Here is a 25,791-nt window from a genome sequence, read left to right as displayed (position 1 = left end):
CGGCGGGGAGGGTTGGCTCAGCGCGGCGGGCGGGAGCCGATGGTGGCAGACCAACTGAAAGTGTCGCCACTTGGCCGGTAGCGGTTGGCTTTGCGTTCTGCACGCTCCGCCTTGGCGAGCTTCGCTCTGGCGGCCATGATGCGCGCCACCGCCTCATCCTTGACCTTGTGCTGTTCGGCGTTGGTCAGCGGCCTGCCATGGCTTTTACGCGCCTTGTCCAATTCGGTTTTCACTTCCCGCTGTTCGCTTTCCGTCATCTCTTTCAACGTCAACTTTTTCATCTGTGCCGCCCGTTCGGTGAAGTTGACTTACAGTTTAGCGGCGTTATATGACCGAAAATGTTATGGGCATAACGAAAATGCCCCGTAGGCCGGCATTACACCTCTTCCAGCAGATCGTCGACAAAGCGCCGCATGCGTTCGGTGCGCTGTTCGGCCATCTGCCGCCCGGCGGCGGTCTGGAAGCCGTCTTGCAGCTTGAACAGTTTGGTTTCGAAGTGGTCGAGGCAGAAACGCTTGTCGTCGTATTGGCGATGTTCAGCCCGCGGATCGGCGGCGTCATACAGCGCGCTGCGCATGCGGCCGCCGATATAGAAGCAGCGCGCCACGCCGATAAGGCCGATAGCGTCGAGGCGATCGGCATCCTGCAGGATCTTCGCCTCCAGCGTTTGTGGCGGGATGCCGGCGGAAAAACTGTGCGCTTCAATGGCGTGAGCCACCGCCGCGATGTCCGCCGGCGCCCATTCCAGCCGGGCCAGCGTCAGCGTGGCTTGCTCCGCCGCCATGCGCGAGGCCAGATGGCGCTGCGGCGAATTCTTTTCCACCGCGACGGCGTCGTGCAGCAGCACCGCCGCGCAGAGAATGCGCTGGTCGCCGCCTTCCAGCTTGCTGATCCGACGGCAGTTCTTCCAGACCCGGTGCAGGTGCGCGACGTCATGCGAACCGTCGTCCGACTCGAGGGTGAGCGGCAGCAACGTTTGTGCCAGCGCCTGGTAAGGGGAGAAAGGTTGTAACAGCTCTTGCGTCAGCGAGGGTAAAGACACGTTCAGCTCCTGTTGGGGGAAATCGGTCAATCAGCATAGCCGTGCCGGATGCCGGGAGGATGACAGTAAAACGGCTATTGTTTACTAAAGTGCAACCCACTATTGTCATAACTGCGGTTTTTGCAGCGAAACAAGCAACCTAGAATAGCCGAATTCCGCCGTCTCCGCTTGGTGAGAGCCTGTGTCCGCGGGGATGGCCGGAATATCCTCATCAGCCATGGGAGAAGAGACATGCCAACCCCTCTTGAAATAGTGCGCGCAACCTATGAAGGCAGCTCCGAAGAAAACGGCCGTAATCTGCTGGCGGCGCTGGCCCCCGATGCCGAGTGGACCGAAGCCGCCGGTTTCCCTTACGCCGGTACCTATATCGGCCCGGAGAACATCATCAAGAACGTGCATCAGCGCCTGGGCAGCGAATGGCAAGGTTACCGCGCCGACGTCGATCACTTTTACGACGCCGGCGACAATGTGATCGCTCAGGGTTTTTATCACGGCACCTACCGGGCCACCGGCAAATCCTTCAGCGCCTCTTTTGCGCATATTTATACGCTGCGCGCCGGCAAAATCGTGAAGTTCGTGCAGATCGTCGACAGTGCTAAAGTGCTGGAGGCGATGCAGCCTTAATCGCCGCTGCGCTTGCCGAATTTGCGATCAAACTCGCGCCGGTAACCCCGGGCCTTGTTGCGATCGCGGATCCACAAATAGCCGCACACCAGCGCAACCGCTCCCGAGAAGGTGACGTTGCGCATATCCCGGTCATACCAAAACACCAACAGCGCATCCAGCGCCGCAATCAGCGCGATCCATTTGTACATATGGGATTGGCGCCGCGTGGCGGCGTTGAGTCGTTTTAACTGTCTGGCTTCGTCCAACACCGGTTTTTGCTGCATAGCGTTTCGTTATCGTCAGGCTGTTCACGCTAAATTAGCAGAATTTCCCTCACCGTCGCAAAGATTAACGCGCGGCGTCATGCGGTTTTCACCGCCCCTGGCGCGGCGCAGAAAATTTATGCGTGGGCGCTTGAATTGTTCATTGGGCGTGATAGGTTATTTATTCGCTATTTTTGGGTTTTTATTCAGATCTCGCCGTGTCATCAAGCTGCAGCACTGGGCGGTTAACGTGATGGGTTCGACGTATGCGGCGGTTAACTTCGGCAGGAGGATGTGATGAACGATAAAACGGCACGCCCGCAGGATGTGGTTCAACAACAGCTTGACGCCTATAACGCCCGCGACATCGAGGCCTTTATGGCCTGCTGGGCGGACGACGCCCAGTATTACGAGCATCCAGACACGCTGCTGGCCAGCGGCAAGGCGGCGATCCGTGAACGGCATCTGGTGCGTTTCCAGGAGCCGAGTCTGTATGGCGAACGGATAAAACGCATGGCGGTAGGCAATATGGTGGTCGATCAGGAAGTGGTGACGCGCAATTTCCCGCAGGGGCGCGGCAAAATGGATGTCATCGCCATCTATGAAGTGGAACAGGGGCGGATCGCCAAAGCCTGGTTCAAGATCGGCCCCTGCGTGCCGGATGAGGGCGCGCTCTAGCCACGCATTACTGCAACGCCATCACCGCCTCTATTTCCACACACACCGCGGGTGAGAACAACGCGCTGACCGCCATCAGTGAACAGGCCGGCAGCGCGCCATCGAAATAGTCAAACAGCACCGGGCGCACGCCCGCCAGATCGGCGATGTCGGTCAGGAACACGCTGATTTTAATCAATGCCTTGAGGTTGACGCCTTCGCTGGCGGCAATGGTGGCCAGCTGTTCGAGGATCTCCTGCGTTTGCTCCGGCGCGCTCAACCCCTGAGCGTCGGTGGCGAAGGCCGTCAATCCGGAAACGTATAAGCGATCGCCGTGGCGCACCGCATGCACATAGGGGCCGCCCGGCGTCGGCAACTGCGGATAATTCGTGCGTTTTAATGATGTCATGGTCAAACCCCGCGCAAGACCGGTTAATAAAATCGACAAACTTGGTTAGGATACTGAAGAAACGGCGGCCAGGCGCCGCGCACCGATGATATTTGAGAGTATCATCCCTCTTTATTTTATACGTCGTCTTCACCCGAATGTGACAGTGCGGCGCAGCTCGGCCACAAGGACGCATGAGACGATGAACCCGATTTTTACTCCCTACCTGCAACGCTGGCAACTGGAACAGGATGGCAAAGCCTTCGAAACCCACAGCAGTCTGCTGATGCCGGTGCGTTACCGGGGCGAGGCCGCCATGTTGAAGATCGCCCGCGAGCAGGAGGAGCGCTTCGGTGGCCGGCTCATGTGCTGGTGGCGCGGGGAAGGCGCCGCGCTGGTGCTGGCGTGGCACGACGACGGCATTCTGCTGGAGCGCGCGCAGGGCGAAGGTTCGTTGGCGCAGCTGGTGCGTGATGGCGACGATGAGCAGGCCACGCAGATCCTGTGCCGGGCGATCGCCGCCTTGCATGCGCCGCGAGAGGCACCGCTGCCCGAATTGATCCCGCTGCAGGAGTGGTTCAGCTCGCTGTGGCCGGCGGCGCAGGCGCACGGCGGCATGCTGCGTCTCAGCGCCACAACGGCGGCGGAATTGCTCAGCAGCCCGCGAGAAGAAAGCGTGCTGCACGGCGACATCCACCATGACAATGTGCTCGACTTTGGCGAACGCGGCTGGCTGGCGATCGACCCCAAGCGTTTGTACGGTGAACGGGGTTTCGATTACGCCAATATCTTCTGCAATCCCAACTACGGTATCGCCACCGATCCAGCCATTTTCCAGCGCCGCGTGGAACAGGTGTGCCGGTTGGCCGGGTTGGATCGCCGGCGCTTGCTGCAATGGATCCTGGCCTGGTCGGGGCTCTCCGCCGCCTGGTTCATGGAAGACGGGCAGGCGGCTGACATTGACTTTCGCGTGGCCGAACTGGCGGCGCGCGCGTTGGATATCCCGTTGCCGGACGGCGATTCAGGGTTCATCCTGCCAGTAATCGAGCGAGGTTGAAGGGCGCTGCAGGTAGCGCACCTGCTCGCCGTCTGCGCTGCGCGCCATCGCCTGGTATTTGCCGGAATCCGGGTACATCACCAGCTCCGGCTGTTCGCGCGTGCTGACGGACAGGTACTTCAGCGGCGCATCGGAAGTGTTGATGATCTGGTGCGGGTATTCCGGGCCCGGCGGAATGAAAATGACATCCCCGCTGACGATCGGCAGCATTTCTCCTGCCACCCGCAGCGTACCGCTGCCTTCCAGAATGATGAACATTTCCTCCTGAGCGTAGTGAAAATGGTAGGGGCAGGAACGCATGCCCGGCGCCACACAATCGAAAGAGGCGCCCAGCTTGTCGGCGGCGGTGCCGGTGCCGAGACGGGCGCCGACGCTGTCATACAACGGCGGCCGCCGGTCATGTTTCATCTCTACCTGTTCGACATTGCGTATCAGGCGCTGAGCCAACAGCGCGGCTTTCTCAGTCATAAGCTTCCTTGGTGACGGCGTCACTTATTAGGTGAATTGACAGTCAAACGACAGAGAAAGTGAAGGCGCCACGGCGTCGCTTGTCAATGTAGACCGCCCGTTACGCCTCGGAGGTTCGCCGCGGCAGCGACAGCAGCAGATGAGCGATGGCGCCGCCGACAATGCCCCAGAATGCAGAACCGATGCCGAGCAGCGTGACGCCGGAGGCGGTGATGAGGAAGGCGATCAGCGCCGCGTCGCGCTGTTTTTCATCATGCAGCGCGCGTTGCAGGCTGCCGCCGATGGTGCCGAGCAACGCCAGCCCGGCGATGGTGTGGATCAAGGCGACCGGCAACGCGCTGAACAGCAGGCCGATGGCGCCGCCGAACAACCCGGCCAGCAGGTAAAAGCCGCCGGCGGCCACCGCGCCCATATAGCGCCGCTGCGGATCGGGATGCACGTCCGGCCCCATGCAAATGGCGGCGGTAATGGCGGCGATGCACACCGAGAAACCGCCGAATGGCGCCAGCAGCAGCGCGGTCAGCGCCGTCCAGGCGATCAGCGGTGAGGTGGGGACACGGTAACCCGCCGCCTGCAGCGTAGCGATCCCGGGAGCGTTCTGTGAAGCCATGGTCACCACGAAGAAAGGCACGCCGATGCCGAGCAGCGTCGGCCAGCTGAAATGCGGCGCGATAAATTCCGGCACGGCGAACGCCGGCGTCTGTTGCGTCAGTTGGATATCGCCCTGCAGCGTGGCGATCGCCAGCCCAATCGCCAGCGTCAATACGATGGCGTAGCGCGGCAGGTAACGGCGGCTGAGCAGATAGGTCAGCCCCATACCGGCGCTGAGGAGGAAATTGAGCTGCAGCGAAGCGAAGGCGTCCAGCCCGAAACGCAGCAGGATCCCCGCCAGCATCGCGGCGGAAATCGCCTGCGGAATATAATCCATCAGGCGAGCGAACAGCCCGGTGATGCCGCAGAGCAGGATCAGACCGGAAGCGAAGATAAACACCCCGATCGCCTCGTTGATCGGCGTGCCGGGCAGGCTGGTGACCAGCAGCGCCGCGCCGGGCGTCGACCAGGCGGTGAGGATCGGGGTGCGATGGTAAAGCGACAGCCCGAGGGAAGTGACGCCCATTGCGATCCCAAGCGTGCTCAGCCAGCCGCCGATCTGCGCCGGCGTAGCGCCTGCGGCGGCGGCGGCCTGGAAAATGATGGCGGCAGAGCTGGTGTAACCAACCAGAACGGCGACAAAGCCGGCCATGACGGCGGGCAGGGTCAGATGACGCAGGGTGACGGCAGGGCGCATGAGCAGCTCCAATCGGTGGTTGTGCGTTATAACGCACGGCAAGAAATCAGCATAGCATCGTGCGCTATAGCGCACAAGCGGGTATAATCGGGCTCGACACGCAGAGGAGAACTGGATGCAGGAACTTGCCGGCCATTTGGCGCACACCCTTCGCACGCTGCGCGCACAGCGCGGCTGGAGCCTGACGCAGGCGGCGGAATTCACCGGCGTCAGCAAGGCGATGCTCGGGCAGATTGAACGCGGCGAGTCCAGCCCGACGGTGGCGACGCTGTGGAAGATCGCCACCGGTTTCAACGTGGCGTTTTCCGCCTTTCTTGAGGCCTCACCCGCGCAGCAGCAGGCGACGTTGCACCGCTATGGCGATCTGCCGGTGTACGATCAGGACAACGCCGACATGCGCGTGGTGCCGCTGTTTCCCTACGATCGCCAGCTGGGTTTCGATATGTTCGTCATCGATCTCGCGCCGGGTGCGTTCAGCGAATCGTCGCCGCATGAGCCGGGCGTGATCGAGCATGTGATCGTGATCAGCGGCCGGTTGGAATTGGCGATAGACGGCGCGTGGCACAGCCTGGCGGCCGGCGAGGCGATGCGCTTTCAGGCAGATCGGCCGCATGCCTACCGCAACGCCGGTTCACAAACGGTGCGTATCCACGATCTGATCCACTATCCTCAATCCTGACTCAACGCGGCGGCCGTGGGCTTTGACTCCGCGCCGCCAAACGCCTACCTTGTTGAAAATGACTCTTATTTCACAGGCTGTCGCCCATGACGGGGCGGCGTTGCAGCCGACTCAAAAGGAGCTTGATTTTGCCGGTCACCAATCGACGTCAGTTCATTAAACTCAGTGCGCAAACCGCAGGAGCCGTATTCGCGATGACTTCATTACCCAACAGTATCCGCCTGGCGATGGCGGCGGAGGGCGGCGCGGCCGCCGGCGATGAATTCCTGTGGCTGGAAGAGCTGCAGGGTAAAAAAGCGCTGCAATGGGTGCAGCAGGAAAATCAGCGCACCGTGGCACGTTTCGGTCAGGGCGAAGACTTTCAGCGCATTGAGCGCGAAGTCCTGGATATCCTCAATAAAGACACCCAGATCCCGTGGGTGAGCAAACGCGGCGAGTACTATTACAACTTCTGGCAGGATCAGGCCAACCCGCGTGGTCTGCTGCGGCGCACCACGCTGGACGAGTACCGCAAGGCCAAACCGGCCTGGGAGACGGTGCTGGATATCGATGCGTTGGGCAAAGCGGAGGGCAAGGATTGGGTTTATCAGGGCTCGCAACCGCTGGCGCCGGAATACCGTTACTGCCTGATGCAGCTGTCGCCGGACGGCGGTGACGCCACCGAAATCCGCGAATTCGATCTGGTTGCCAAACGTTTCGTCAAAGACGGTTTCAACGTGCCGGTGGCGAAAAGCCGGGTTTCCTGGGTCGATCGGGACACGCTGTTCATCGCCACCGATTTCGGCCCCGGCTCGATGACCCAGTCCGGCTACGCGCGCATCGCCAAACGCTGGCGGCGCGGCACGCCGCTGAGCGCAGCCGAAACGCTGTACGAAGCGCAGCCCGAGGACATGGCGGTCTTCGCCTATCACGATCGCACGCCGGGCTTTGAGCGCGATTTCGTCGGCCGCAGCCTGGACTTCTATCGCCGTGACTATTTCTTGCTGGCTCAGGACGGCCGGCAGAAAAAAATCGACATCCCGGCCGACGCTGAGCTGGACACGCATCGGGAATGGCTGCTGATCAAACCGAGCAGCGACTGGGAAGTGGGCGGCAAGCGTTATCCGTCCGGCGCACTGCTGGCGGCTAACTTCGACGACTATCTGGCGGGCAAGCGCGAGCTGCAGCTGCTGTTTACCCCGACCACCGAGCAGGCGCTGAGCGGCTACAGCGGCACCCGCGATCATCTGATCCTCAGCATCATGGATAACGTGGTCAACCGGCTGGAGGTGCTGACGCCGCAGGGCGGCAGCTGGCAACGTCGCCCGCTAGGCAACCCCGGCGCCATCAGCACCCTTTCCGCCGGCGGCATCGACGAAGAGAGCAACGCCTATTTCCTGACCGTCAGCGGGTTCCTGCAGCCGACCTCGCTGTATATGGGCAATCTGGACGGCGGTGAGGCGACGCTGTTGAAACAGGCGCCGCAGGACTTTGACGCCGCCGGCTATCAGGTCAGCCAGCATTTCGCGCGCTCCAAGGACGGCACCCGCGTGCCGTATTTCCAGATCGCCGCCAAAGATCTCAAGCTGGACGGCAGCACGCCGACGCTGCTGTATGGCTACGGCGGGTTTGAAGTGCCGCTGTTGCCGGGCTATCTCGGCGGCAAGGCGCCGGCCTGGCTGGAGCGCGGCGGGGTGTACGTGGTGGCCAACATCCGCGGCGGCGGCGAGTATGGTCCGGCGTGGCATCAGGCGGCGCTCAAGCAGAAACGCCATCGCGCCTATGAGGATTTCGCCGCCGTGGCCGAAGACCTCATCGCACGCAAGGTGACCTCGGCGCCGCATCTGGGGGCGCGCGGCGGCAGCAACGGCGGCCTGCTGGTGGGCAATATGCTGACGCTGTATCCGCAGCTGTTCGGCTGCATCGTCTGCGAAGTGCCGCTGCTGGACATGCAGCGCTATACCCAGCTTTCCGCCGGCGCGTCGTGGATCGCCGAATACGGTGACCCGAGCAAGCCGGAGGAGTGGGCCTACATCAAGACCTTCTCGCCGTACCACAACATTCAGGCGCAGACGGCCTATCCGCCGGTGCTGTTCTATACCGCGACCAGCGACGATCGGGTCAACCCGGCCCACGCCCGCAAAATGGCCGCGCGCATGCAGGCGATGGGGTATCAGCAGGCCTATTTCTATGAAAATACCGAAGGCGGGCACAGCGCCGCCGCCGACAAGCAGCAGGCGGCGTTCCACAGCGCACTGGTAAGCGAATTCATGTGGGCCAACCTGAGCGGCAAACCCAAGTCAGCGTAAACCTTTTTCTTGCGGCATAAAAAAACACCGGGGCGTTAACCCCGGTGTTTTTATTGTAAGCCTTAAACCACCTCCTAAGGAGGTGGTGATTGAACCTGTGAGGCTCTAGCCTGAAGGAAACCCATGCCGGAATATTCCAGCTTACTCACCACAAGTAAGAAGGAAATCACCAACATGGGTTTATACAGGAGTTCATCACATGTGTTCTGGCGTTGCAAATACCACCTGGTTTGGACGCCAAAGTATCGATTTAAAATCCTCCGCGACAAGGTGGGCAAAGAGCTCTACCGAACAATTTATATCCTCTGCAACATGAAGGACTGTGAAGTTCTTGAGCTAAATATTCAGCCAGATCATGTGCATCTGGTCGTGATAGTCCCCCCGAAGCTATCGATTTCGACGTTGATGGGCGTCCTGAAAGGACGCAGTGCAATCCGGCTTTACAATCGTTTCCCACATATACGAAAGAAGTTGTGGGGCAATCATTTTTGGGCAAGGGGATACTTTGTCGATACGGTAGGGGTAAACGAAGAAATTATCAGGCGATACGTGAAGTATCAGGATAAGAAGGACCAAGAGATCGAACAGCAGATGGAGCTGTTGCAGGATTAACTCGAAAATGGCCCCCTTTTAGGGGGCGTCGTGTAAAGCCACCTCCTCAGGAGGTGGTCTTTTACTTACGCTCAATCCGCCGGCGGTCAGCGAGCCGCAGTGGCTTCCTGCGCTTTCTGATTGGCGTCTTCGGTGGTGTCCAGCGTCATGCGGTACAGCTTCGGCGCGGTCAGCATCATCAGGATAGCGATGACGGCGGTGACGATGCCGATCTGCATAAACACATGGCTGTAGATGGCCAGCGAAGCGTGCGCGTCGTTGATGTCGCTTGGCACGGCGGTCAGACCGGCAACCTTACCGGCGATCAGCGCGGCGGCGGCGGTAGTCAGGAACCAGGAGCCCATGATGAAGCCCATCAGACGCTGTGGCACCAGCTGTGCCACCATCGCCAGACCCAGGCCGGAAATCATCAGCTCGCCGATGCTCTGCAGCGCGTAGCTCAGGATCAGCCAGTTGACCGACACGATGCCCTGTTCGTTGGCGAAGCTGGCGCCCCATGGCAGCACCAGGAAGGCGCAGGAGCAGAGGATCATGCCGAAAGCGAACTTGTGCGGCATCGGCAGGCGATCGCCCATTTTGTTATACAGCGCGGCCAGAATCGGGCTGGCGAGCATGATCCAGAACGGGTTCAGCGCCTGATACTGCTCCGGCTCGAAGGCGACGCCGAAGATGCTGTGTTCCACGTTATGGATGGCGAAGAAGTTCAGCGAGGTTGGCATCTGGCTGTACAGCACGAAGAACACCACCGCTTCCAGCATCAGCAGGAAGGCGACGATCATCTTGCGGCGTGCGGCGCCGTGCAGGGCGAAGGTTTCCTTGGCGAACACCAGAACGATACCGGCGGAAACGAGGGCCAACGCCCAGCGCGCGATCACCTGGTTGTGCAGCAGCCAGCTGGACACGGCGATCAACGCCACGATGCCGACCAGCACCATCAGCAGCTTCGGCAGATGCAGCGGCTTGAAGTCAGGTCTGGAGCCGTTTTCCTTCACCCACTTGTGGCACATCATAAAGTTGACCAGGGTGATCAGCATGCCGACCACGCTCAGGGAGAACGCCACGCTCCAGCCATATTTCGCCGCCAGCCACGGGGTGGCCAGCATGGAGAAGAAGGAACCGATGTTCACCGACATGTAGTACATGGTGAAAGCGCCGTCGATGCGCGGGTCATCTTTCTCATAGCAGGTGGACAACAGGGAGGACGGATTAGCCTTGAACAGGCCGCTGCCCACGGCGATGGTCGCCATGCCCATGTAAACCCAGAAGATGTCGTGGCCGGAGTAGGCCACCATGGCGTAACCGGCGGCCAGCACCAGTGCGCCGAGCACGATCACGCGTTTGGCGCCCAGCACCTTGTCGCCCAGCCAGCCGCCGATGGCGACGAAGCCGTATACCAGGGCGCTGAAAGAAGAGAACAGGGTGATGGAATCGGCTTCGCTCATGCCGAGCATCTTGACCAGATAAACCGCCATGATGCCCTGCAGGCCGTAATAGCCGAAACGCTCCCACAGTTCGATCGAGAAGATCAGGTAGAACGCTTTCGGTTGTTTGAACGCGTTAAGGCTAACGCTCTCCGGGTGTTGGTTGTTTGCTGTTGACACTGGTACCTCTGTTTTTTCGCAGCCCGTCTTTGGAGGACGGGAAAGTACAAAAGTTGATGCGGAACGGCATCCTTTTGCGTTGTTATAGGATGGGGACGGCGGTTAATGTTCACTATCTTTGTCAACGTGGCAAGCAGTTTGTCATATTCGGTTACATTTAACGCTCGCAGGATTATGCTGCGATGTTGCAAATGTTATGCAGTATTAACTTTCGGGTTTTAATGGTTTGCCGATTTTTTGTTTTGATTAAAAGCTATACGGATTTTAAGCAGGGATATATTCTGCTGAATTGCTATTTTTTAGCGCATCAGTGTATGTGTGGTTGTTAATCCATTGGAATGTTGTGCATATGCAGCGTTTTGTAAAATTATAGAAATTTAGGAAAACGGGGCTGGCATTTGTGAACGCCTTGTGATCCTGAAAGCGTGACGTTCACCGCAATTTTTGACTAATTTTTCGCTTGAAAATAACGCGGCACTGAGTTTTTCACTGAAAACCGCGATAACGCCGGGGTTACTGCTGCGCGATATCACATTTCCGATAAAAAAGAGGCGCTGGCGGGGGGAGTGGCGGCGACGGGTGCGGTTTGCCGCACCCGTCAGACTCAGGATTCTGGATAAACCTTCTCTTTATACTCGCATAGGTCCTCGATGATGCAGGAGCCGCAGCGCGGTTTGCGCGCGATGCAGGTGTAGCGCCCGTGCAGGATCAGCCAGTGGTGGCAATCGACCTTGAATTCGGCGGGCACCACCTTCAACAGCTTCTCTTCCACCTGATCGACGTTCTTGCCCGGCGCGAAGTGGGTGCGGTTGCACACCCGGAAGATGTGGGTGTCCACGGCGATGGTCGCCCAGCCGAAGGCGGTATTGAGCACCACGTTGGCGGTCTTGCGGCCGACGCCCGGCAGCGCTTCCAGCGCGGCGCGATCTTCCGGCACTTCGCCGCCGTGCAGCTCCAGCAGCATACGGCAGGTTTTGATCACGTTTTCGGCCTTGCTGTTGAACAGGCCGATGGTCTTGATGTACTCCTTGACGCCATCAACCCCCAGCGCCAGCATGGCGGCGGGGGTGTTGGCGACCGGGTAAAGTCTGGCGGTCGCCTTGTTGACGCTCACGTCGGTGGCCTGCGCAGACAGCAGCACGGCAATCAGCAGTTCAAACGGGGTGGTGTACACCAGCTCGGTGGTCGGGTGCGGGTTGTTGTCGCGCAGCCGGGTCAGAATTTCCAGTCGCTTCTGCTTGTTCATCAGGCCTTCTCAGCACGTCCTTGTTCCAGCAGCGGTTCCGCCGCCACGGCGCGGGCTTTGCGCGCCTTCATTTTTTCGTCGATCAGATATTTGACCGCCAGCAGCAGCCCCAGGCCGATAAAGGCGCCCGGCGGCAGCATCGCCAGCAGGAATGGGCTGTCGAAATGCACCACTTCGATGCGCAGCGACTTGGCCCAGCCGCCCAGCAGTTGGTCGGCGCCGTCGAACAGCGTACCGTTGCCCAACAGTTCGCGCATCGAGCCCAGCGTCACCATCACGCCGGTGGCGCCAAGGCCGATGGCCATGCCGTCCAGCGCCGAGAGGCCGACCGGCTTCTTGGCGGCCACCGCTTCGGCGCGGCCGACCACGATGCAGTTGGTCACGATCAATGGAATAAAGATGCCGAGCGACTGATACAGGCCGAAGGCATAGGCGTTGATCAGCATCTGCACGATGCTCACCACCGCGGCGATGATCATCACGTAGATCGGAATACGCACTTCGCTTGGCACCCAGCGGCGCACCGCTGAGATGGAGGCGTTGGTCAGCGTCAGCACCAGCGTGGTGGCCAGCCCCAGGCCCAGCGCGTTGGTGACGGTGGAGGTCACCGCCAGCAGCGGGCACATGCCCAGCAGCTGCACCAGGGCGGAGTTGTTCTTCCACAACCCCTGGACGATTAATTCTTTGGCTTCACTCATTCGCTGGCTCCACACGCAGGTAAGCTTTCAAGTTTAGGCGGCAGCGTTTCCATATACAACGCCGTGCGGCGCACCGCATTGACCACCGCACGCGGGGTGATGGTGGCGCCGGTGAATTGGTCGAACATGCCGCCGTCTTTCTTCACCGCCCAGCGTTTGTCGTCCGGGCCGTCGATTTTCTTGCCGCTGAAGAAGGAAATCCAGTCGGAAATGCGCAGTTCGATCTTGTCGCCCAGCCCCGGGGTTTCATGGTGTTCAATCACCCGGGTGCCGAGTACCGTGCCGTTGAAATCGGCGCCGACCAGCAACTTGATGGCGCCGGAGTAGCCGTCCGGCGCGGTGGCTTCCAGCGCGGCGGCGGTCGGTTGCCCGTTTTTGCGCGCCAGGTACAAGCGGTGCGGCGCGCCGTCGCCCAACGCCGGATCGCTGACCAGCAGGCATTCGTTCTGCATGATGTTGTCGTAGTTTTCCGGCGGTACCACCTGATCGAGCAGCGCTTTTTGCTGCAGCGCCGCCTGATGGGCGATGGTGGTTTTCGTCAGGGCGTAAACTACGGCGGTCAGGCCGGTGGTGACCGCCGCAAACACCGCCAGCGTGGTGCCGTGCTTTCTCATGGAATTCAGCATGGCGGCTCCTTAGCGATGGCCGTACACGCGCGGCTGCGTGTAGTGGTCGATTAACGGGACGGTGATGTTGGCGAGCAGCACGGCGAAGGCCACACCATCAGGGTAGCCGCCATAGACGCGGATCAGCCAGACCAGCACGCCGATCAGCGCGCCGTAGATTAAGCGGCCCTTCGGCGTGGTGGAGGCGCTGACCGGATCGGTGGCGATAAAGAACGCACCCAGCATGCTGGCGCCGGAGAATAGGTGGATCAGCGGTGAAGCCTGATGCGCCGGATCGATCCACCAGGCCAGACCGGAACAGAAGGCGATGGCGGCCAACATGCTGAAAGGGATTTGCCAATGGATCAGGCGGCGCGCCAGCATAAACAGGCCGCCGGCCAGGAAACCGAGGTTGACCCACTGCCAGCCGATACCGGCCAGCGCGCCGCCGAACAGCGGCTGCTGCAACACCTGTTCCACGCTGTGGCCGCTGCGCAGGCCGGTTTTGAAGCCGTCGAGCGGCGTGGCCTGGCTGATGCCGTCCACGCCCATCTGCAGTTCGTGCAGCGTCGCGCCCTGTGCGGTATGGCCGCTGAAAATCGCCAGCAGCGTGTCGTGGAGCGACAGCGCGGTGGCGCGCAGTTCATCCGGCGGCAGCCAGCTGGTCATCTGCACCGGGAAGGAGATCAGCAGCACTACGTAACCGACCATCGCCGGGTTGAACGGGTTCTGCCCGAGGCCGCCATACAGCTGTTTGGCGATAACGATGGCGAAGAAGGTGCCGATGACGATCATCCACCACGGCGCCAGCGGCGGCAGGCTGATGCCAAGCAGCAGCGCGGTCAGCAGGGCGGAGTTATCCGCCAGCCGGCTGCGCACCGGCAGCTTGCGCAGCCTGAGGATCGCGCCTTCTGCGGCCAGCGCGACGATCGCCGCCAGCGCCACCTGAATCAGCACGCCGTAGCCGAAAAACCAAATCTGCGCCGCAATGCCGGGAATGCACGCCAACATGACCCATAGCATAATGCGGCTGGTGCTTTGCTGGTTGTGGGTGAAAGGCGAGCTGGCGATGTGTAAGCCTTTGGCGGCTGTGGGTGATACCGGCCTGAACTTCATAGAGTAACGATACCTTCTGCGCCGCGCCTGCGGCAGTTTCGATGCGCCATACTGCGGGCGCGGCAAAAATGATAGCCGAGCATTCTACCTGATTCGATGCGAGGGTAATACGCCTTATTGATAGGGGTATTCGGCTTTCCGCACATCTGGCGATCGGGGTGGCGCGATTTGATTTTTTTTTGGCCGGGAAATGGGCTAACGTGAGGAATTGTCAGTGGAACTTGTGCCGCCATCGACCGCGGGAAATGGGGTAAATGTCTGAATGAGATATCATTTTTCTCCAGATTTCCGCACAAAATAACAACTTTCACATAATCCGTGTAGGTTACTATCGCGAACATTATTGAGTCAGTGAATCCATAATAATGACAAATGAAGACATTTTTTTTATTGAAGAGCTAATTGAGTGGGTGGAGATACATCTGGAGAAACGGCCAAACCTGGATGAAGTCGCGCGTATTTCGGGCTATTCCAAGTGGCATCTGCAGCGTAAATTCAAGCGTATTACCGGCATTCAACTCGCCACCTATATCCGTTCGCGCATCCTGACGCGCGCCGCGGTGGCGTTGCGCATTACTCGTCGCTCGATCATCGACATCTCCGATGAGCTGGGCTTCGACTCTCAGCAGACCTTTACCCGCATGTTCAAGCAGCGCTTCGGCACCACCCCCAATCGCTACCGCTCGATGGAGCACTGGGACGTGAAAAACCTGATGCCGCGCTTTAACTTCGAAGCCAGCTACGGCGCCGGTTATTACCCGGAAGTGAAGCGGCTGACGCTGCCCGACATGCAGCTGGTCGGCTTCACGCGCCGGCTGGATTTCGCCTCCGAACAGGAGCTGGAGTACTCTTCCTGCATGGCGATGAAGGATGAGATTTTCAACGACTTCTTCAAGGGGCTGCACGTCGACTGTCGGCGGATTTACAGCATCTACTCCCCTCATGCCGGGAAGGGCGACGAGCTCTCATCCACGCTGGTGATGGCGGTCGATCCTGAACACAGAAAGGATATTCTTTCCAACCATCAGATAGACACCTTCCATTTGCCGAGCCGCGAGTTTATCTCTATCAACCATAAGGGGTCGGCGAAAGAGTGTTTGCAGTTTTTCGGCTACCTGATGTCGCATGTGATGCCGGGGTTGAAGGATAAAGTGCGTGGCAGTATGGAAATGGAGATCATTCAAACCAAAGAGTGGAATCCTGAATCCAAACTGCGTCAGATTGAAGTGGATTACACCTACCTGATTTCTATCGATTAAATGGCGCCAGGCGTCAGCCAGGCGCCGCTATCATTATTTGTCTTCCGTTTCCGCCGCCAGCGATTCTCTGGCGGCTTTTTTTGCCTTGGCGCGGGCGATAGCCGCCGCGACCGCCGCCTTGCGCGGATCTTCTTCGGCTGCAGCCGGCGCCGGTTCCGCCGGCGCAGGGGCATCCGCCTGCTGCGCCGCTTTCTTGGCTTTGGCGCGGGCGATAGCCGCCGCGACCGCCGCCTTGCGCGGATCTTCTTCGGCTGCAGCTGGCGCCGGTTCCGCCGATGCAGGGGCATCCGCCTGCTGTGCCGCTTTCTTGGCTTTTACGCGCGCCAGTGCCGCCGCGACCGCCGCCTTGCGCGGATCTTCTTCGGCTGCAGCCGGCGCCGGTTCCGCCGATGCAGGAGCATCCGCCTGCTGCGCCGCTTTCTTGGCTTTTACGCGCGCCAGTGCCGCCGCGACTGCCGCTTTACGCGGATCGTCCTCTGTTGCCGCCGGGGCGGAGCTGTCTGCTGCCGGCGCCTCTTTGCGCGCTTTCACGCGGGCCAGCGCCGCGGCCACGGCGGCTTTACGCGCGTCGTCGCCAGCGGTCGCCGGTGGCGCTTCCGTTTCCACCTCGGCGGCCAGCTGGGCACGACGTTCGCGCGCCTGCGCTTTACGTGCTTCGCGGGCAGCGATCATCTCGCTGTTATCCGGCTGCTGGCCGTTGACCGGCGTAACCGCCGCTTCGGCATTCTTGCTGCGCACGCGCGCCAGCGCGGCCTGCACTGCGCCCTGATCGTCGTCGGTCAGTTTGACGGCGGCCTTTTTATGTCGCTCTTCACGCGCCAGTTTTTCACGCTCCAGACGCGCCAGCTTGGCCTCGTAACGCGCCTTGGCCTCGGCGGTGCGCGCCGCTTCCAGATCGATAGCCTTGATTTCGGCCTTTTCCTGCCGGTAGTACTGTACCAGCGGGATATTGCTGGGGCAGACGAACGCGCAGGCACCGCATTCGATGCAGTCGAACAGGTTATGGTTGCGCGCCTTGTCGTGCTCCTGCCCGCGGCTGAACCAGTACAGCTGTTGCGGCAGCAGCCCGGCAGGGCAAGCGTCTACGCACAGGCCGCAGCGGATGCAGGACTGCTCCGGTTCCTGCGGCGTCATTTCATCCACCGTCGGTGCCAGAATGCAGTTGCTGATCTTGACGATCGGCACGTTCAGCGCGGGCAGGGTGAAGCCCATCAGCGGGCCGCCCATGACCACCATCTGCTGCGCCTGCGGGCGGAAACCGACGAAGTCGAGCAGGTGCTGCACCGGCGTGCCGATGCGAGCCCACAGATTGCCGGGGCGCTCGATCGCCTCGCCGGTCAGGGTCACTACGCGCTCAATCAGCGGTTCGCCGTCGACGATCGCTCGCTTGATGGCGAAGGCGGTGCCGACGTTTTGCATCAATACGCCGATAGCGGAGGAGTGCTTACCGTGCGGCACTTCCTTGCCGGTCAAAATTTTGGTCAGCTGCTTGGCGCCGCCGGATGGGTATTTGGTCGGGATGACGCGCAGCGCAATGCCGGGCTGGCCGCGCAACGCCTGTTTCAGCGCCGCGATTGCCTCCGGTTTATTGTCTTCGATGCCGATCAGCGTGAGCTTGGGTTGCAGAATGTGTTGCAGGATCTGCGTGCCTTCAATGATCTGAGCGGCATGTTCCTGCATCAGACGGTCGTCGGCGGTAATGTAAGGCTCACACTCGGCGGCGTTGAGGATCAGCGTTTCCACGCCGCTCATGCCGCCTTGCAGTTTGCTGGCGGTCGGGAAACCTGCGCCGCCCAGGCCGGCGATGCCGGCCTGATGAATACGTTGAATCAGTTCCGCGGCGGGCGATTGGCGATAGTCCGCCACCGGATCGCGCTCGCACCAGCGGTCTTCCCCGTCTGCCTCGATAATCACGCACAGCTCCGTCAGCCCGGACGGGTGCGCGGTGATGTGCGGCGTAATGGCGCTGACGGTGCCCGAGGTCGGGGCGTGCACCGGCACGGTGCGGCCGCGGCCGACGGTCAGCGGCTGGCCTTTCAACACCCGATCGCCGGCGCTGACGCACAGCTCGCCTTCCGGCCCCAGATGCTGTTGCAGCGGAATGATAAAGGTCTTGGGCAGGGGCGCGACACGCAGCGGCGCACCGCTGGACTGCGTTTTCATTTCCGGTGGATGGATCCCGCCGTCGAAATCCCAGATCCGGTCTTTTTTAAAGGCGGCGAACAGATTAAGCATGTTGCTCCACGTGGATCACTTGCACCGGGATCGTCTTCATGTCCCACTTCCAGTTGGCGGTGGTGGTAGCGACCGGTCTCATTTCAATACAGTCGGTAGGGCAAGGGGCGACGCACAGATCGCAGCCGGTACAGAGGTCGGTGATGACGGTGTGCATGGCGCGGGTGGCGCCGACGATGGCATCCACCGGGCAGGCCTGAATGCACTTGGTGCAGCCGATGCAGTTGGCCTCGTCGATATAGGCCACTTTACGCTCCGGCTCGGCGGCGGCTTCGCTGCCCAGCGGCTGCGGTTCTACGTTGAGCAGCTCCGCCAGTTTCAGCATCACCTGTTCGCCGCCCGGCGCGCATTTGTTGATCATCTCGCCGTTGGCCACCGCCTCGGCATAGGGGCGACAGCCGGGGTAGCCGCACTGGCCGCACTGGCTCTGCGGCAGGATCGCATCGACCTGCTCGGCGACCGGATCCTCTTCCACCTCAAAACGGCGCGCAGCGTAGCCCAGCACCAGTCCGAACAGCAGCCCGAGCGCGCTTAGAGCCGCGATAGCTATCCACAACGCAGTCATTAGAATTTCACCAGCCCGGTAAAGCCCATAAAGGCCAGCGACATCAGCCCGGCGGTGATCAGCGCGATCGAGGAGCCGCGGAACGGCGCCGGCACGTCGGCGACCGCCAGACGTTCGCGAATGGCGGCGAACAGCACCATCACCAGCGAGAAACCGGCGGCGGCGCTAAAGCCGTAAACGGCGGACTGCAGGAAGTTGTAGCCGAGGTTGACGTTAAGCAGCGCCACGCCCAGCACCGCACAGTTGGTGGTGATCAGCGGCAGGAAGATGCCCAGCAGGCGGTAGAGCGCCGGGCTGGTTTTGCGCACCACCATCTCGGTGAACTGCACGACGACGGCGATCACCAGAATGAAAGAGAGCGTGCGCAGATACACCAGATCCAGCGGAACCAGAATAAAGGTGTTGATCACCCAGGCGCTGACGGAGGCCAGCGTCATGACGAAGGTGGTGGCCATTCCCATGCCGATGGCGCTTTCCAGCTTCTTGGAAACGCCGAGGAACGGGCACAGGCCAAGAAACTTCACCAGAACGAAGTTGTTCACCAGTACGGTGCCGACAAACAGGAGCAGGTATTCGGTCATTGCGATGCCTAAAAAAATAAAAGCCGCCTATTATCGGGAATCGGCGGCCGGACGACAACATATGAATCGCAGGGGTATTGCCTTTTTTGGCGAAAATTTACACAAAATACCCGATAAAACGTGCTGCAACCGCCTTTAACGTTCGGTAAAGGTGCCTTTGACCCGCTGCGAACGCTTGATGTAAGGCACCAGCAACGCCGCCATCAGCAGCGGCCAGCCGAGGCTGCGCACCGCCACTTCGTCCGGCACCGGCGCGAAGGCGAAGGCTTTCACCGCCAGGATCACCGTGATCAGCAGCCACAGCAGGAACAGTTTAGGGAAGCGCTGCGATCGCTGGCAGAACAGAAACACCAGCCACAGGGTAAAGCCCCACATCAAGAGCGTGGTCAGCACCGAAAAGTACCATTGCAGGGTAAACGCCTGGGCGTTGGTCAACAGATAGTCGCGCGACTCGGGCATGAAGATCGCCATGGCGTACAGGAGCAGCATCAGGCTGGCGCTGAGCAGGGTAACGATCAGATAGGCCAGCGGGGCCAGCAACCAACCGCCGATACGAGAGTATTCAGCTTGAGACATAAAACGGCTTCCTGATTGAATCGGGGATCACAGGCGGCATAGCTTAGCGGGTAATATAGGCTTCGTCATCTCTATCAAGCGGATAGCTCGGCATCGCGACGCCAGGCCGCACGTTTGGCTACTCCGGCCTCGCTTCAAATTAACATCTCATTTACTTCTTGTTCCATCCGGCCGCATGGTGTCAAATCGAAAGGGTCTGTCGTGAGCCTGCAAGAGGAAATCCCATGGCTGAAAAAATTCGTGTCGGGCTGGTCGGTTACGGCTACGCCGGTAAAACCTTTCATGCGCCGCTAATCGCCGGTACGCCGGGGCTGGAACTGGCCGCCGTTTCCAGCAGCGATGCCGGCAAAGTGCACGCCGACTGGCCGTCGATGACGGTCGTGGGGGATGCGCAAGCGCTGTTCGCCGATCCGGCCCTCGATCTGATCGTAATTCCCACCCCCAACGATACCCATTTCCCGCTGGCGCAACAGGCGCTGGCCGCCGGCAAGCACGTGGTGGTGGATAAACCATTTACCGTGACGCTGTCACAAGCACAGGCGCTGCAACAGCAGGCGCAGCAGAGCGGTTTACTGCTGTCGGTGTTCCACAACCGTCGCTGGGACAGCGATTTCCTTACCCTTAAGGCGCTGCTGAACGACGGTTCGTTGGGCGAGGTGGTGTATTTCGAGTCGCATTTCGATCGCTACCGGCCGCAGGTGCGCCAGCGCTGGCGCGAACAGGGCGGCGCCGGCAGCGGCATCTGGTTCGATTTGGGGCCGCATCTGCTCGATCAGGCGCTGCAACTCTTCGGCAAACCCGAGCGGCTGTTCGTCGATCTGGGTGAGCTGCGGCCGGGGGCGCAGGCGGTGGACTATTTTCACGCGCTGCTGAGCTATGGCGATCGCCGCGTGGTGCTGCACGCCAGCATGCTGGCGGCGGCGGAGAGCCCGCGCTACGTCGTGCACGGCACCCGCGGCAGCTATGTCAAATACGGCCTCGATCCGCAGGAGGACCGGCTGAAGGCCGGCGAGCGTTTGCCGCAGGCCGATTGGGGCTATGACATGCGCGACGGCGTGGTGACGCTGTCACGTGACGATCTGCTGGCGGAGCAACCGCTGCTCAACATTCCCGGCAATTATCCGGCTTATTACGCGGCGGTGCGCGACGCGATCACCGGCATAGGCGAAAACCCGGTGCCGGCCGCCGACGCCATCGCGGTGATGGCATTGATTGAACTGGGGCTGGAATCGGCCCGGCTGCAGCAGGCGCTGCCGGTGGTTTGATACCGCCCATTTCTCTGTGCCCGGCGAAGCGTCGGGCCTTTTTACGACTTTACGTGCAAGGAAATTCGTTTCATGTCCTGGTTGCAGCGTTTGCGCATTGATAAATTTTTGCTGGTTCTGATTTTGGTGGTGATCGTCGCCTCGCTGTTCCCCTGCGAAGGCATCTGGAAAACCTTCTTTGAACACCTGACCACCGCCGCCATCGCGCTGCTGTTCTTTATGCACGGCGCCAAGCTGTCGCGCGAGGCGATCGTCGCCGGCATGAGCCACTGGAAGCTGCATCTGCTGGTGTTCCTCAGCACCTTTGCGCTGTTCCCGCTGCTCGGGCTGGCGATGAATCTGCTGGTGCCGGGCATCATGACGCCGACGGTCTATCTCGGCTTCCTCTATCTGTGCGCGCTGCCGGCCACGGTGCAGTCGGCCATCGCCTTTACCTCGGCGGCGGGCGGCAACGTGGCGGCGGCGATCTGCAGCGCCTCGGCGTCCAGCATTCTTGGCGTGTTCCTGTCGCCGCTGCTGGTGGGAGCGTTGATGCATACCCAGGGCGGCAATACCGACGTGCTGCACGCCATTGGCTCAATCATTCTGCAACTGATGGTGCCGTTCGTGATCGGCCATCTGGCGCGGCCGCTGATCGGCAAGTGGATCGACCGCCATCGCAAACTGATTAACCTGACCGACCGTTCGTCGATCCTGCTGGTGGTGTATACCGCGTTCAGTGCGGCGGTGGTGGAAGGGATTTGGCACCGTATCGACGGCTGGTCGCTGCTGACCATCCTGGTGATGTCGCTGGTGCTGCTGACGGTGGTGCTGGTGATCAACACCTACGCGGCGCGCTGGCTGGGCTTCAACACCGCCGATGAAATCACCATCGTCTTCTGCGGTTCGAAAAAGAGCCTGGCGAACGGCATTCCTATGGCCAACGTGCTGTTCCCGGCCGCGGCGGTGGGCGCCATGGTGCTGCCGCTGATGATTTTCCACCAGGTGCAACTGATGGTGTGCGCGGTGCTGGCGCAGCGCTATGCGCGTAAAACCGCCAAACAGCGGGCCGAGGCGGAGGCGCTGGCGGCCAAATAGGCCGCAGGCCGCTAACGGTGGCTCAGCGCGTCGAGCAGAAAGTCGGCGCGCTCATCGGGTGAGGCGCGCGGCAGCTCTTGCAGCCGATAGCCATAACGGCGATAGATGGCCACCATCGCCCGATAGGTTTGCTCGGCTTCGGCGAAAGACTGTTTTCTCTCGCTGTCCTGCGCATAAATCGCTCGCCACGGCGGGGCGATGAACACCGTATCGGCATAGCGAAAGGCGTCGATCGCCGCCGTTAAGGGGCGGGGATCGATAATCCGCACAGCGTCAGGTAACCGGCGATATCCGGCAGGCCGCGATCGAAGAACCAGCATGTTGCGCCCGTCGCTTCGCGCCATGAACGCAGTTCCCAATCGAGCATCCGCTCGGCGAAAGCCTGGCGATCGCCCCACGGCAGCGCATTGCCGCCAATACTCACCTGATCCTGAATAATCGCCCGGCCCGCCTCCTGGGAATGCGGGTAACCGCGGCGATGAAGAACGTCGATGAGCGTGCTTTTGCCCGAACCCGGGCCGCCGGTCAGCACGATACGGCGTAGTTTGTCAGACATGCGGAATTCCTCTCTTGCAACAGAGTGATGGGGTGAAAACAGCGATAAAGACGAACAGGCGGAGGAAAACGGGGGATGAGAAGAAGGCGCCGTTTGGCGCCTGGGGAGATTAGCCCTGAACTTTGGCGCGCAGCGCCTGTTTTTCCTGCTCGCTGAGGAAGGCCAGCTTCAGGCCGTTTTCCTGCGCGGTGCGGATTTCTTCCGGCGTCAGCCCGGCCTGCGGCGCGGCGACGCGGTATTCATGCTCGATCTCGATGCCCTGAACCGCCGGATCGTCGGTGTTGATCGACGCCAGCACGCCATGGCGCAGGAAGGTGGCCAGCGGATGCTGCGCCAGTGACGGCACGGTGCTGGTCTGGATGTTGGAGGTCAGGCAGGATTCGATGCCGATGCCGTGTTCCGCCAGGAAGTCCATCAGCGCCGGATCTTCGATCGCTTTCACCCCGTGGCCGATACGTTCGGCGCCCAGCTCGCGGATCGCCTGCCAGATGCTTTCCGGGCCGGCGGCTTCGCCCGCGTGCACGGTGATGCGCAGGCCGGCGTCGCGGGCGCGGTTGAAGTGGCTGAGGAACAGGCTGCCGGGGAAGCCCAGCTCATCGCCCGCCAAATCCAGCGCGGTAATGCCGTCGCGGTGCGCCAGCAATCCTTCCAGTTCCTGCAGACAGGCGGCCTCGCCGAAGGTGCGGCTCATGATGCCGATCAGGCGAATGTCGATGTCGCGATCGCGGCAGCCCGAACGGATCCCGTCGATCACCGCTTCCACCACGCCGGCGACCGGCAGCTGATGCTTCATCGCCATGTAGTAAGGGGAGAAACGCAGCTCGGCATAGTGCAGGCCGGCGTTGGCGGCGTCCTCGACGTTTTCGTAGGCCACCCGGCGGCAGGCGTCCAGATCGCCCAGCACCGCTACGCCCCAGTCCAGTTTCTGCAGGAAGCTGACCAGATCCGGTTCGGCGTGGGTGATCTGCACGTGCGGGCGCAGGCTCTCCAAATCGTTGGCCGGCAGGGCGAGATTGAACTGGCGACCGAGGTCGAGAATAGTCTGCGCGCGGATGTTGCCGTCGAGATGGCGGTGAATGTCGGTAAGCGGTAGGCGGGGATCGATCATGCTGGGCACTCGCTAATTTATCGTAGGTAAAGTGCAGAACAGTATAAAAACAAATGAATGAAACTTACCATCTCGTTGCATAAAAAAGTGATGTGAGTCACAAATAATGCGCGATATATCGCATTATCGACGCGAATCAGGCTTTCAACACGCTGACGCCCGCCTGCTGCAACGGCGCGAGCAGCGCGTCGTCGGTGGCCCGCTCAACGATGACAGTGTGCGCCAGCGTAATATCGCCGATCGCATACTGTGAGGCGGCGTTAAGCTTGGCGGCGGAGGCCAGCACTACGGTTTCCGCCGCGCGGGCCGCCAGCGCCCGCTTGATGTAGGCCTCTTCCAGATCGCCGGTGCTCAGCCCCGCGGTGGGGTGCACGCCGGTCACGCCCATAAAATAGATATCGGCGCGAATATGCGACATCGCTTCCACCGCGGCGGCGCCGACGCTGACGATCGAATGCTTGTACAACCGGCCGCCGATCAGGATCACCTCCACCGTGGGATGATCGGCCAGGCCCACGGCGACGCTGGGGCTGTGGGTGACGATGGTGGCGTTGAGGTTGGCTGGCAGCTGCCTGACCAGCTCGGCGGAGGTGGTGCCGCCGTCGATGATCACCACCTGGCCGGGGGCGATCAGCGCCGCCGCCGCTTTGGCGATCGCGCGTTTGGCGCCGGATTCCAACTGATTGCGTTCGGCGAAGCTGGCGATGGCGGATGAAACCGGCAGGGCGCCGCCGTGCACCCGCTGCAGCAACCCCTCGGCGTCCAGTTCGCGCAGATCGCGCCGGACAGTGTCTTCCGACAGCCCGAACAGCTCGCTGAGCTGCTTGGCCAACACCTGGCCGTCCTGAGCCAGTTTCTCCAGGATGATTTTCTTGCGCTGGCTGGTCAACATGGCCATTTTTCCCTCAAATTTGCATTGCACGAAATATCTTGATCATACACGAAACTGCACGATAGTATCAATTTCCTTCCTCTGGCGGAGTAAACCGATGATAGCCACCAAAGACCGAGTTCGCATTGTCGAAACCCGGGTGTTGTCCGATGACTGGTACCTGCTGAAAAAAACCACCTTTGATTTTCTGCGGCGCGACGGCGTCTGGCAGCGGCAAAGCCGTGAGACTTACGATCGCGGTGACGGCGCGGTGATTTTGCTGTTCAACCGGCAGGCGCAGACGGTGATCCTGACGCGCCAGTTCCGCTTTCCGGTGTTCGTCAACGGTCATGACGGCATGCTGATTGAGGCCGCCGCCGGGCTGCTGGACAACGCGTCGCCGGAGGCGCGCATCAGAGCCGAAGCGGAAGAGGAAACCGGCTATTTCGTGCAGAACGTGGAGAAAGTGTTTGAAGCCTACATGAGCCCAGGTTCGGTCACCGAGAAGCTGCACTTTTTCGTCGGTGAATATCAGGCGGGCGATCGCGTCAACGAGGGCGGCGGGGTGGCGGCGGAGGGCGAGGATCTGGAGGTGATCGAGCTGCCGCTGGCGCAGGCCCTGCAGGCGATTCGTCAGGGCGCGATTGTTGACGCCAAGACCATCATGCTGCTGCAGTTTGTCGCCTTGAACCGGACGTTGGAGGAAGAACGATGAAAGCACAACAAATCCTGATCGCCGGCCCCTATCGCAGCGGCACCGATGGCGATCCGCAGCGTATCGCCGCCAATCTGGCGCGCCTGGAACAGGCGGCGCTGGCGGTCTACCTGCGTGGGCACGTGCCGGTGATCGGCGAGTGGCTGGCGCTGCCTTTGGCGGCGGCGGCAGGCTCCACTCAGGTTGGCGATGCGGTGAGCGAGGCGTTTCTTTACCCGGTGGCCCATCGGCTGATTGCGCAGTGTCAGGCGGTGTATCGCATCGAAGGGGCATCTGCGGGGGCCGATAACGACGTGCGGTTGGCTAACGAATGGGGATTGACGGTCTATCGTCATCTGGAGGAAATTCCGTCTGTTCAGGCGTAACCGA

The 25,791-nt window shown here is 60.9% G+C and carries 28 protein-coding genes and 1 pseudogene; 11 read left to right on the top strand and 18 right to left on the bottom strand.

The window, feature by feature from the left end:
• Positions 1–17 precede the first annotated feature (17 nt).
• Both JL05_RS17430 and JL05_RS17425 read right to left on the bottom strand, forming a co-directional pair.
• A complete protein-coding gene (locus tag JL05_RS17430; RefSeq protein WP_019455965.1) occupies positions 18–281 on the bottom strand; it encodes a YjbD family protein in 264 nt (87 codons plus the stop codon).
• A 95-nt stretch (positions 282–376) separates the two neighbouring features.
• On the bottom strand, positions 377–1,072 hold the full coding sequence (locus JL05_RS17425; RefSeq protein WP_081877844.1) for an HD domain-containing protein: 696 nt from the start codon (positions 1,070–1,072) through the stop codon (positions 377–379).
• A gap of 201 nt (positions 1,073–1,273) precedes the next feature.
• Between JL05_RS17425 and JL05_RS17420 the strand changes: the two genes are divergently transcribed.
• A complete protein-coding gene (locus JL05_RS17420) occupies positions 1,274–1,666 on the top strand; it encodes a nuclear transport factor 2 family protein (RefSeq protein WP_004938379.1) in 393 nt (130 codons plus the stop codon).
• Here JL05_RS17420 and JL05_RS17415 read toward each other — a convergent pair.
• A complete protein-coding gene (locus tag JL05_RS17415; RefSeq protein WP_004938382.1) occupies positions 1,663–1,932 on the bottom strand; it encodes a hypothetical protein in 270 nt (89 codons plus the stop codon). The two genes, JL05_RS17420 and JL05_RS17415, sit on opposite strands and share 4 nt — an antisense overlap.
• 276 nt (positions 1,933–2,208) lie before the next feature.
• Between JL05_RS17415 and JL05_RS17410 the strand changes: the two genes are divergently transcribed.
• Entirely contained in the window at positions 2,209–2,589 is a 381-nt protein-coding gene (locus JL05_RS17410) for a nuclear transport factor 2 family protein (RefSeq protein WP_015377744.1), read from the top strand.
• Between the two features lie 7 nt (positions 2,590–2,596).
• Here JL05_RS17410 and JL05_RS17405 read toward each other — a convergent pair whose 3' ends face one another.
• Entirely contained in the window at positions 2,597–2,977 is a 381-nt protein-coding gene (locus JL05_RS17405) for a RidA family protein (protein ID WP_028128181.1), read from the bottom strand.
• A 190-nt stretch (positions 2,978–3,167) separates the two neighbouring features.
• On the opposite strand from JL05_RS17405, the gene JL05_RS17400 reads away from it, so the two are divergent.
• Positions 3,168–4,013 (top strand): aminoglycoside phosphotransferase family protein, encoded by an 846-nt coding sequence (locus tag JL05_RS17400; protein ID WP_370456260.1) that lies wholly within the window; start codon positions 3,168–3,170, stop codon positions 4,011–4,013.
• Here the strand turns inward: JL05_RS17400 and JL05_RS17395 are convergent.
• Complete coding sequence (locus JL05_RS17395) at positions 3,978–4,481, bottom strand: cupin domain-containing protein (protein ID WP_004938395.1); 504 nt, start codon at positions 4,479–4,481, stop codon at positions 3,978–3,980. The genes JL05_RS17400 and JL05_RS17395 overlap by 36 nt on opposite strands.
• Before the next feature lie 100 nt (positions 4,482–4,581).
• The gene (locus tag JL05_RS17390; protein ID WP_033633166.1) at positions 4,582–5,769 is read right to left on the bottom strand and encodes a benzoate/H(+) symporter BenE family transporter; all 1,188 of its coding nucleotides are present in this window, start codon (positions 5,767–5,769) and stop codon (positions 4,582–4,584) included.
• Positions 5,770–5,884: 115 nt separating this feature from the next.
• On the opposite strand from JL05_RS17390, the gene JL05_RS17385 reads away from it, so the two are divergent.
• The 3 genes from JL05_RS17385 (at position 5,885) to tnpA (ending at position 9,348) form a co-directional block, all read left to right on the top strand.
• Positions 5,885–6,448: a helix-turn-helix domain-containing protein gene (locus JL05_RS17385; protein WP_033633165.1), complete on the top strand. Its 564-nt coding sequence runs from the start codon at positions 5,885–5,887 to the stop codon at positions 6,446–6,448.
• A gap of 194 nt (positions 6,449–6,642) precedes the next feature.
• A complete protein-coding gene (locus JL05_RS17380; protein WP_033633164.1) occupies positions 6,643–8,736 on the top strand; it encodes a prolyl oligopeptidase family serine peptidase in 2,094 nt (697 codons plus the stop codon).
• A 174-nt stretch (positions 8,737–8,910) separates the two neighbouring features.
• Positions 8,911–9,348, top strand: a complete 438-nt coding sequence (gene tnpA, locus JL05_RS17375; protein WP_033633558.1) for an IS200/IS605 family transposase — start codon at positions 8,911–8,913, stop codon at positions 9,346–9,348.
• Positions 9,349–9,434: 86 nt separating this feature from the next.
• Here tnpA and dtpA read toward each other — a convergent pair whose 3' ends face one another.
• From dtpA to rsxD, 5 genes are all read right to left on the bottom strand, one after another.
• A complete protein-coding gene (gene dtpA, locus JL05_RS17370) occupies positions 9,435–10,949 on the bottom strand; it encodes a dipeptide/tripeptide permease DtpA (protein WP_004938405.1) in 1,515 nt (504 codons plus the stop codon).
• 604 nt (positions 10,950–11,553) lie between these two features.
• Positions 11,554–12,195, bottom strand: coding sequence for an endonuclease III (gene nth, locus JL05_RS17365; RefSeq protein ID WP_004938407.1), 642 nt, complete (start codon positions 12,193–12,195; stop codon positions 11,554–11,556).
• Complete coding sequence (locus tag JL05_RS17360; protein WP_004938409.1) at positions 12,195–12,893, bottom strand: electron transport complex subunit E; 699 nt, start codon at positions 12,891–12,893, stop codon at positions 12,195–12,197. Before JL05_RS17360 ends, nth begins: the two co-directional genes overlap by 1 nt.
• Complete coding sequence (gene rsxG / locus JL05_RS17355; RefSeq protein ID WP_033633162.1) at positions 12,890–13,519, bottom strand: electron transport complex subunit RsxG; 630 nt, start codon at positions 13,517–13,519, stop codon at positions 12,890–12,892. The genes JL05_RS17360 and rsxG overlap by 4 nt, the downstream gene beginning before the upstream one ends.
• 9 nt (positions 13,520–13,528) lie before the next feature.
• Complete coding sequence (gene rsxD, locus JL05_RS17350) at positions 13,529–14,614, bottom strand: electron transport complex subunit RsxD (RefSeq protein WP_004938416.1); 1,086 nt, start codon at positions 14,612–14,614, stop codon at positions 13,529–13,531.
• A gap of 365 nt (positions 14,615–14,979) precedes the next feature.
• Between rsxD and JL05_RS17345 the strand changes: the two genes are divergently transcribed.
• On the top strand, positions 14,980–15,873 hold the full coding sequence (locus JL05_RS17345; protein ID WP_033633161.1) for a helix-turn-helix domain-containing protein: 894 nt from the start codon (positions 14,980–14,982) through the stop codon (positions 15,871–15,873).
• A gap of 33 nt (positions 15,874–15,906) precedes the next feature.
• On the opposite strand, the gene rsxC is transcribed toward JL05_RS17345, so the two are convergent.
• The 4 genes from rsxC to JL05_RS17325 form a co-directional block, all read right to left on the bottom strand.
• Positions 15,907–18,108 carry an electron transport complex subunit RsxC gene (rsxC, locus tag JL05_RS17340; protein ID WP_033633160.1) on the bottom strand — a complete coding sequence of 734 codons (2,202 nt, stop codon included), beginning with the start codon at positions 18,106–18,108 and terminating at the stop codon, positions 15,907–15,909.
• Complete coding sequence (gene rsxB / locus JL05_RS17335; RefSeq protein WP_004938428.1) at positions 18,101–18,673, bottom strand: electron transport complex subunit RsxB; 573 nt, start codon at positions 18,671–18,673, stop codon at positions 18,101–18,103. Before rsxB ends, rsxC begins: the two co-directional genes overlap by 8 nt.
• Positions 18,673–19,254 carry an electron transport complex subunit RsxA gene (rsxA, locus tag JL05_RS17330; RefSeq protein WP_004938443.1) on the bottom strand — a complete coding sequence of 194 codons (582 nt, stop codon included), beginning with the start codon at positions 19,252–19,254 and terminating at the stop codon, positions 18,673–18,675. The genes rsxB and rsxA overlap by 1 nt, the downstream gene beginning before the upstream one ends.
• A gap of 135 nt (positions 19,255–19,389) precedes the next feature.
• The gene (locus JL05_RS17325) at positions 19,390–19,830 is read right to left on the bottom strand and encodes a DUF2569 domain-containing protein (protein ID WP_004938446.1); all 441 of its coding nucleotides are present in this window, start codon (positions 19,828–19,830) and stop codon (positions 19,390–19,392) included.
• Positions 19,831–20,054: 224 nt separating this feature from the next.
• Here JL05_RS17325 and JL05_RS17320 point away from each other — a divergent pair, with 224 nt between their 5' ends.
• Positions 20,055–21,095 (top strand): oxidoreductase, encoded by a 1,041-nt coding sequence (locus tag JL05_RS17320; RefSeq protein WP_004938449.1) that lies wholly within the window; start codon positions 20,055–20,057, stop codon positions 21,093–21,095.
• A 72-nt stretch (positions 21,096–21,167) separates the two neighbouring features.
• Complete coding sequence (locus tag JL05_RS17315) at positions 21,168–22,172, top strand: bile acid:sodium symporter family protein (RefSeq protein ID WP_004938453.1); 1,005 nt, start codon at positions 21,168–21,170, stop codon at positions 22,170–22,172.
• An 11-nt stretch (positions 22,173–22,183) separates the two neighbouring features.
• Here JL05_RS17315 and JL05_RS17310 read toward each other — a convergent pair.
• From JL05_RS17310 to JL05_RS17300, 3 genes and pseudogenes are all read right to left on the bottom strand, one after another.
• A pseudogene (locus JL05_RS17310) lies at positions 22,184–22,728 on the bottom strand (AAA family ATPase).
• A 109-nt stretch (positions 22,729–22,837) separates the two neighbouring features.
• Positions 22,838–23,836 carry an adenosine deaminase gene (add, locus tag JL05_RS17305; protein ID WP_033633159.1) on the bottom strand — a complete coding sequence of 333 codons (999 nt, stop codon included), beginning with the start codon at positions 23,834–23,836 and terminating at the stop codon, positions 22,838–22,840.
• 136 nt (positions 23,837–23,972) lie between these two features.
• Entirely contained in the window at positions 23,973–24,728 is a 756-nt protein-coding gene (locus JL05_RS17300) for a DeoR/GlpR family DNA-binding transcription regulator (RefSeq protein WP_033633158.1), read from the bottom strand.
• Positions 24,729–24,825: 97 nt separating this feature from the next.
• On the opposite strand from JL05_RS17300, the gene JL05_RS17295 reads away from it, so the two are divergent.
• Positions 24,826–25,422 carry an NUDIX hydrolase gene (locus tag JL05_RS17295; RefSeq protein ID WP_015377759.1) on the top strand — a complete coding sequence of 199 codons (597 nt, stop codon included), beginning with the start codon at positions 24,826–24,828 and terminating at the stop codon, positions 25,420–25,422.
• A complete protein-coding gene (locus JL05_RS17290; protein WP_015377760.1) occupies positions 25,419–25,787 on the top strand; it encodes a hypothetical protein in 369 nt (122 codons plus the stop codon). The genes JL05_RS17295 and JL05_RS17290 overlap by 4 nt, the downstream gene beginning before the upstream one ends.
• The last annotated feature ends 4 nt before the right edge of the window (positions 25,788–25,791 follow it).

The organism is Serratia nematodiphila DZ0503SBS1 (genome assembly GCF_000738675.1).
In the GTDB taxonomy this organism is placed as follows: domain Bacteria; phylum Pseudomonadota; class Gammaproteobacteria; order Enterobacterales; family Enterobacteriaceae; genus Serratia; species Serratia nematodiphila.
Note: the sequence above shows the minus strand (reverse complement) of the source record. Positions and strands in the feature narration are given on the sequence as shown.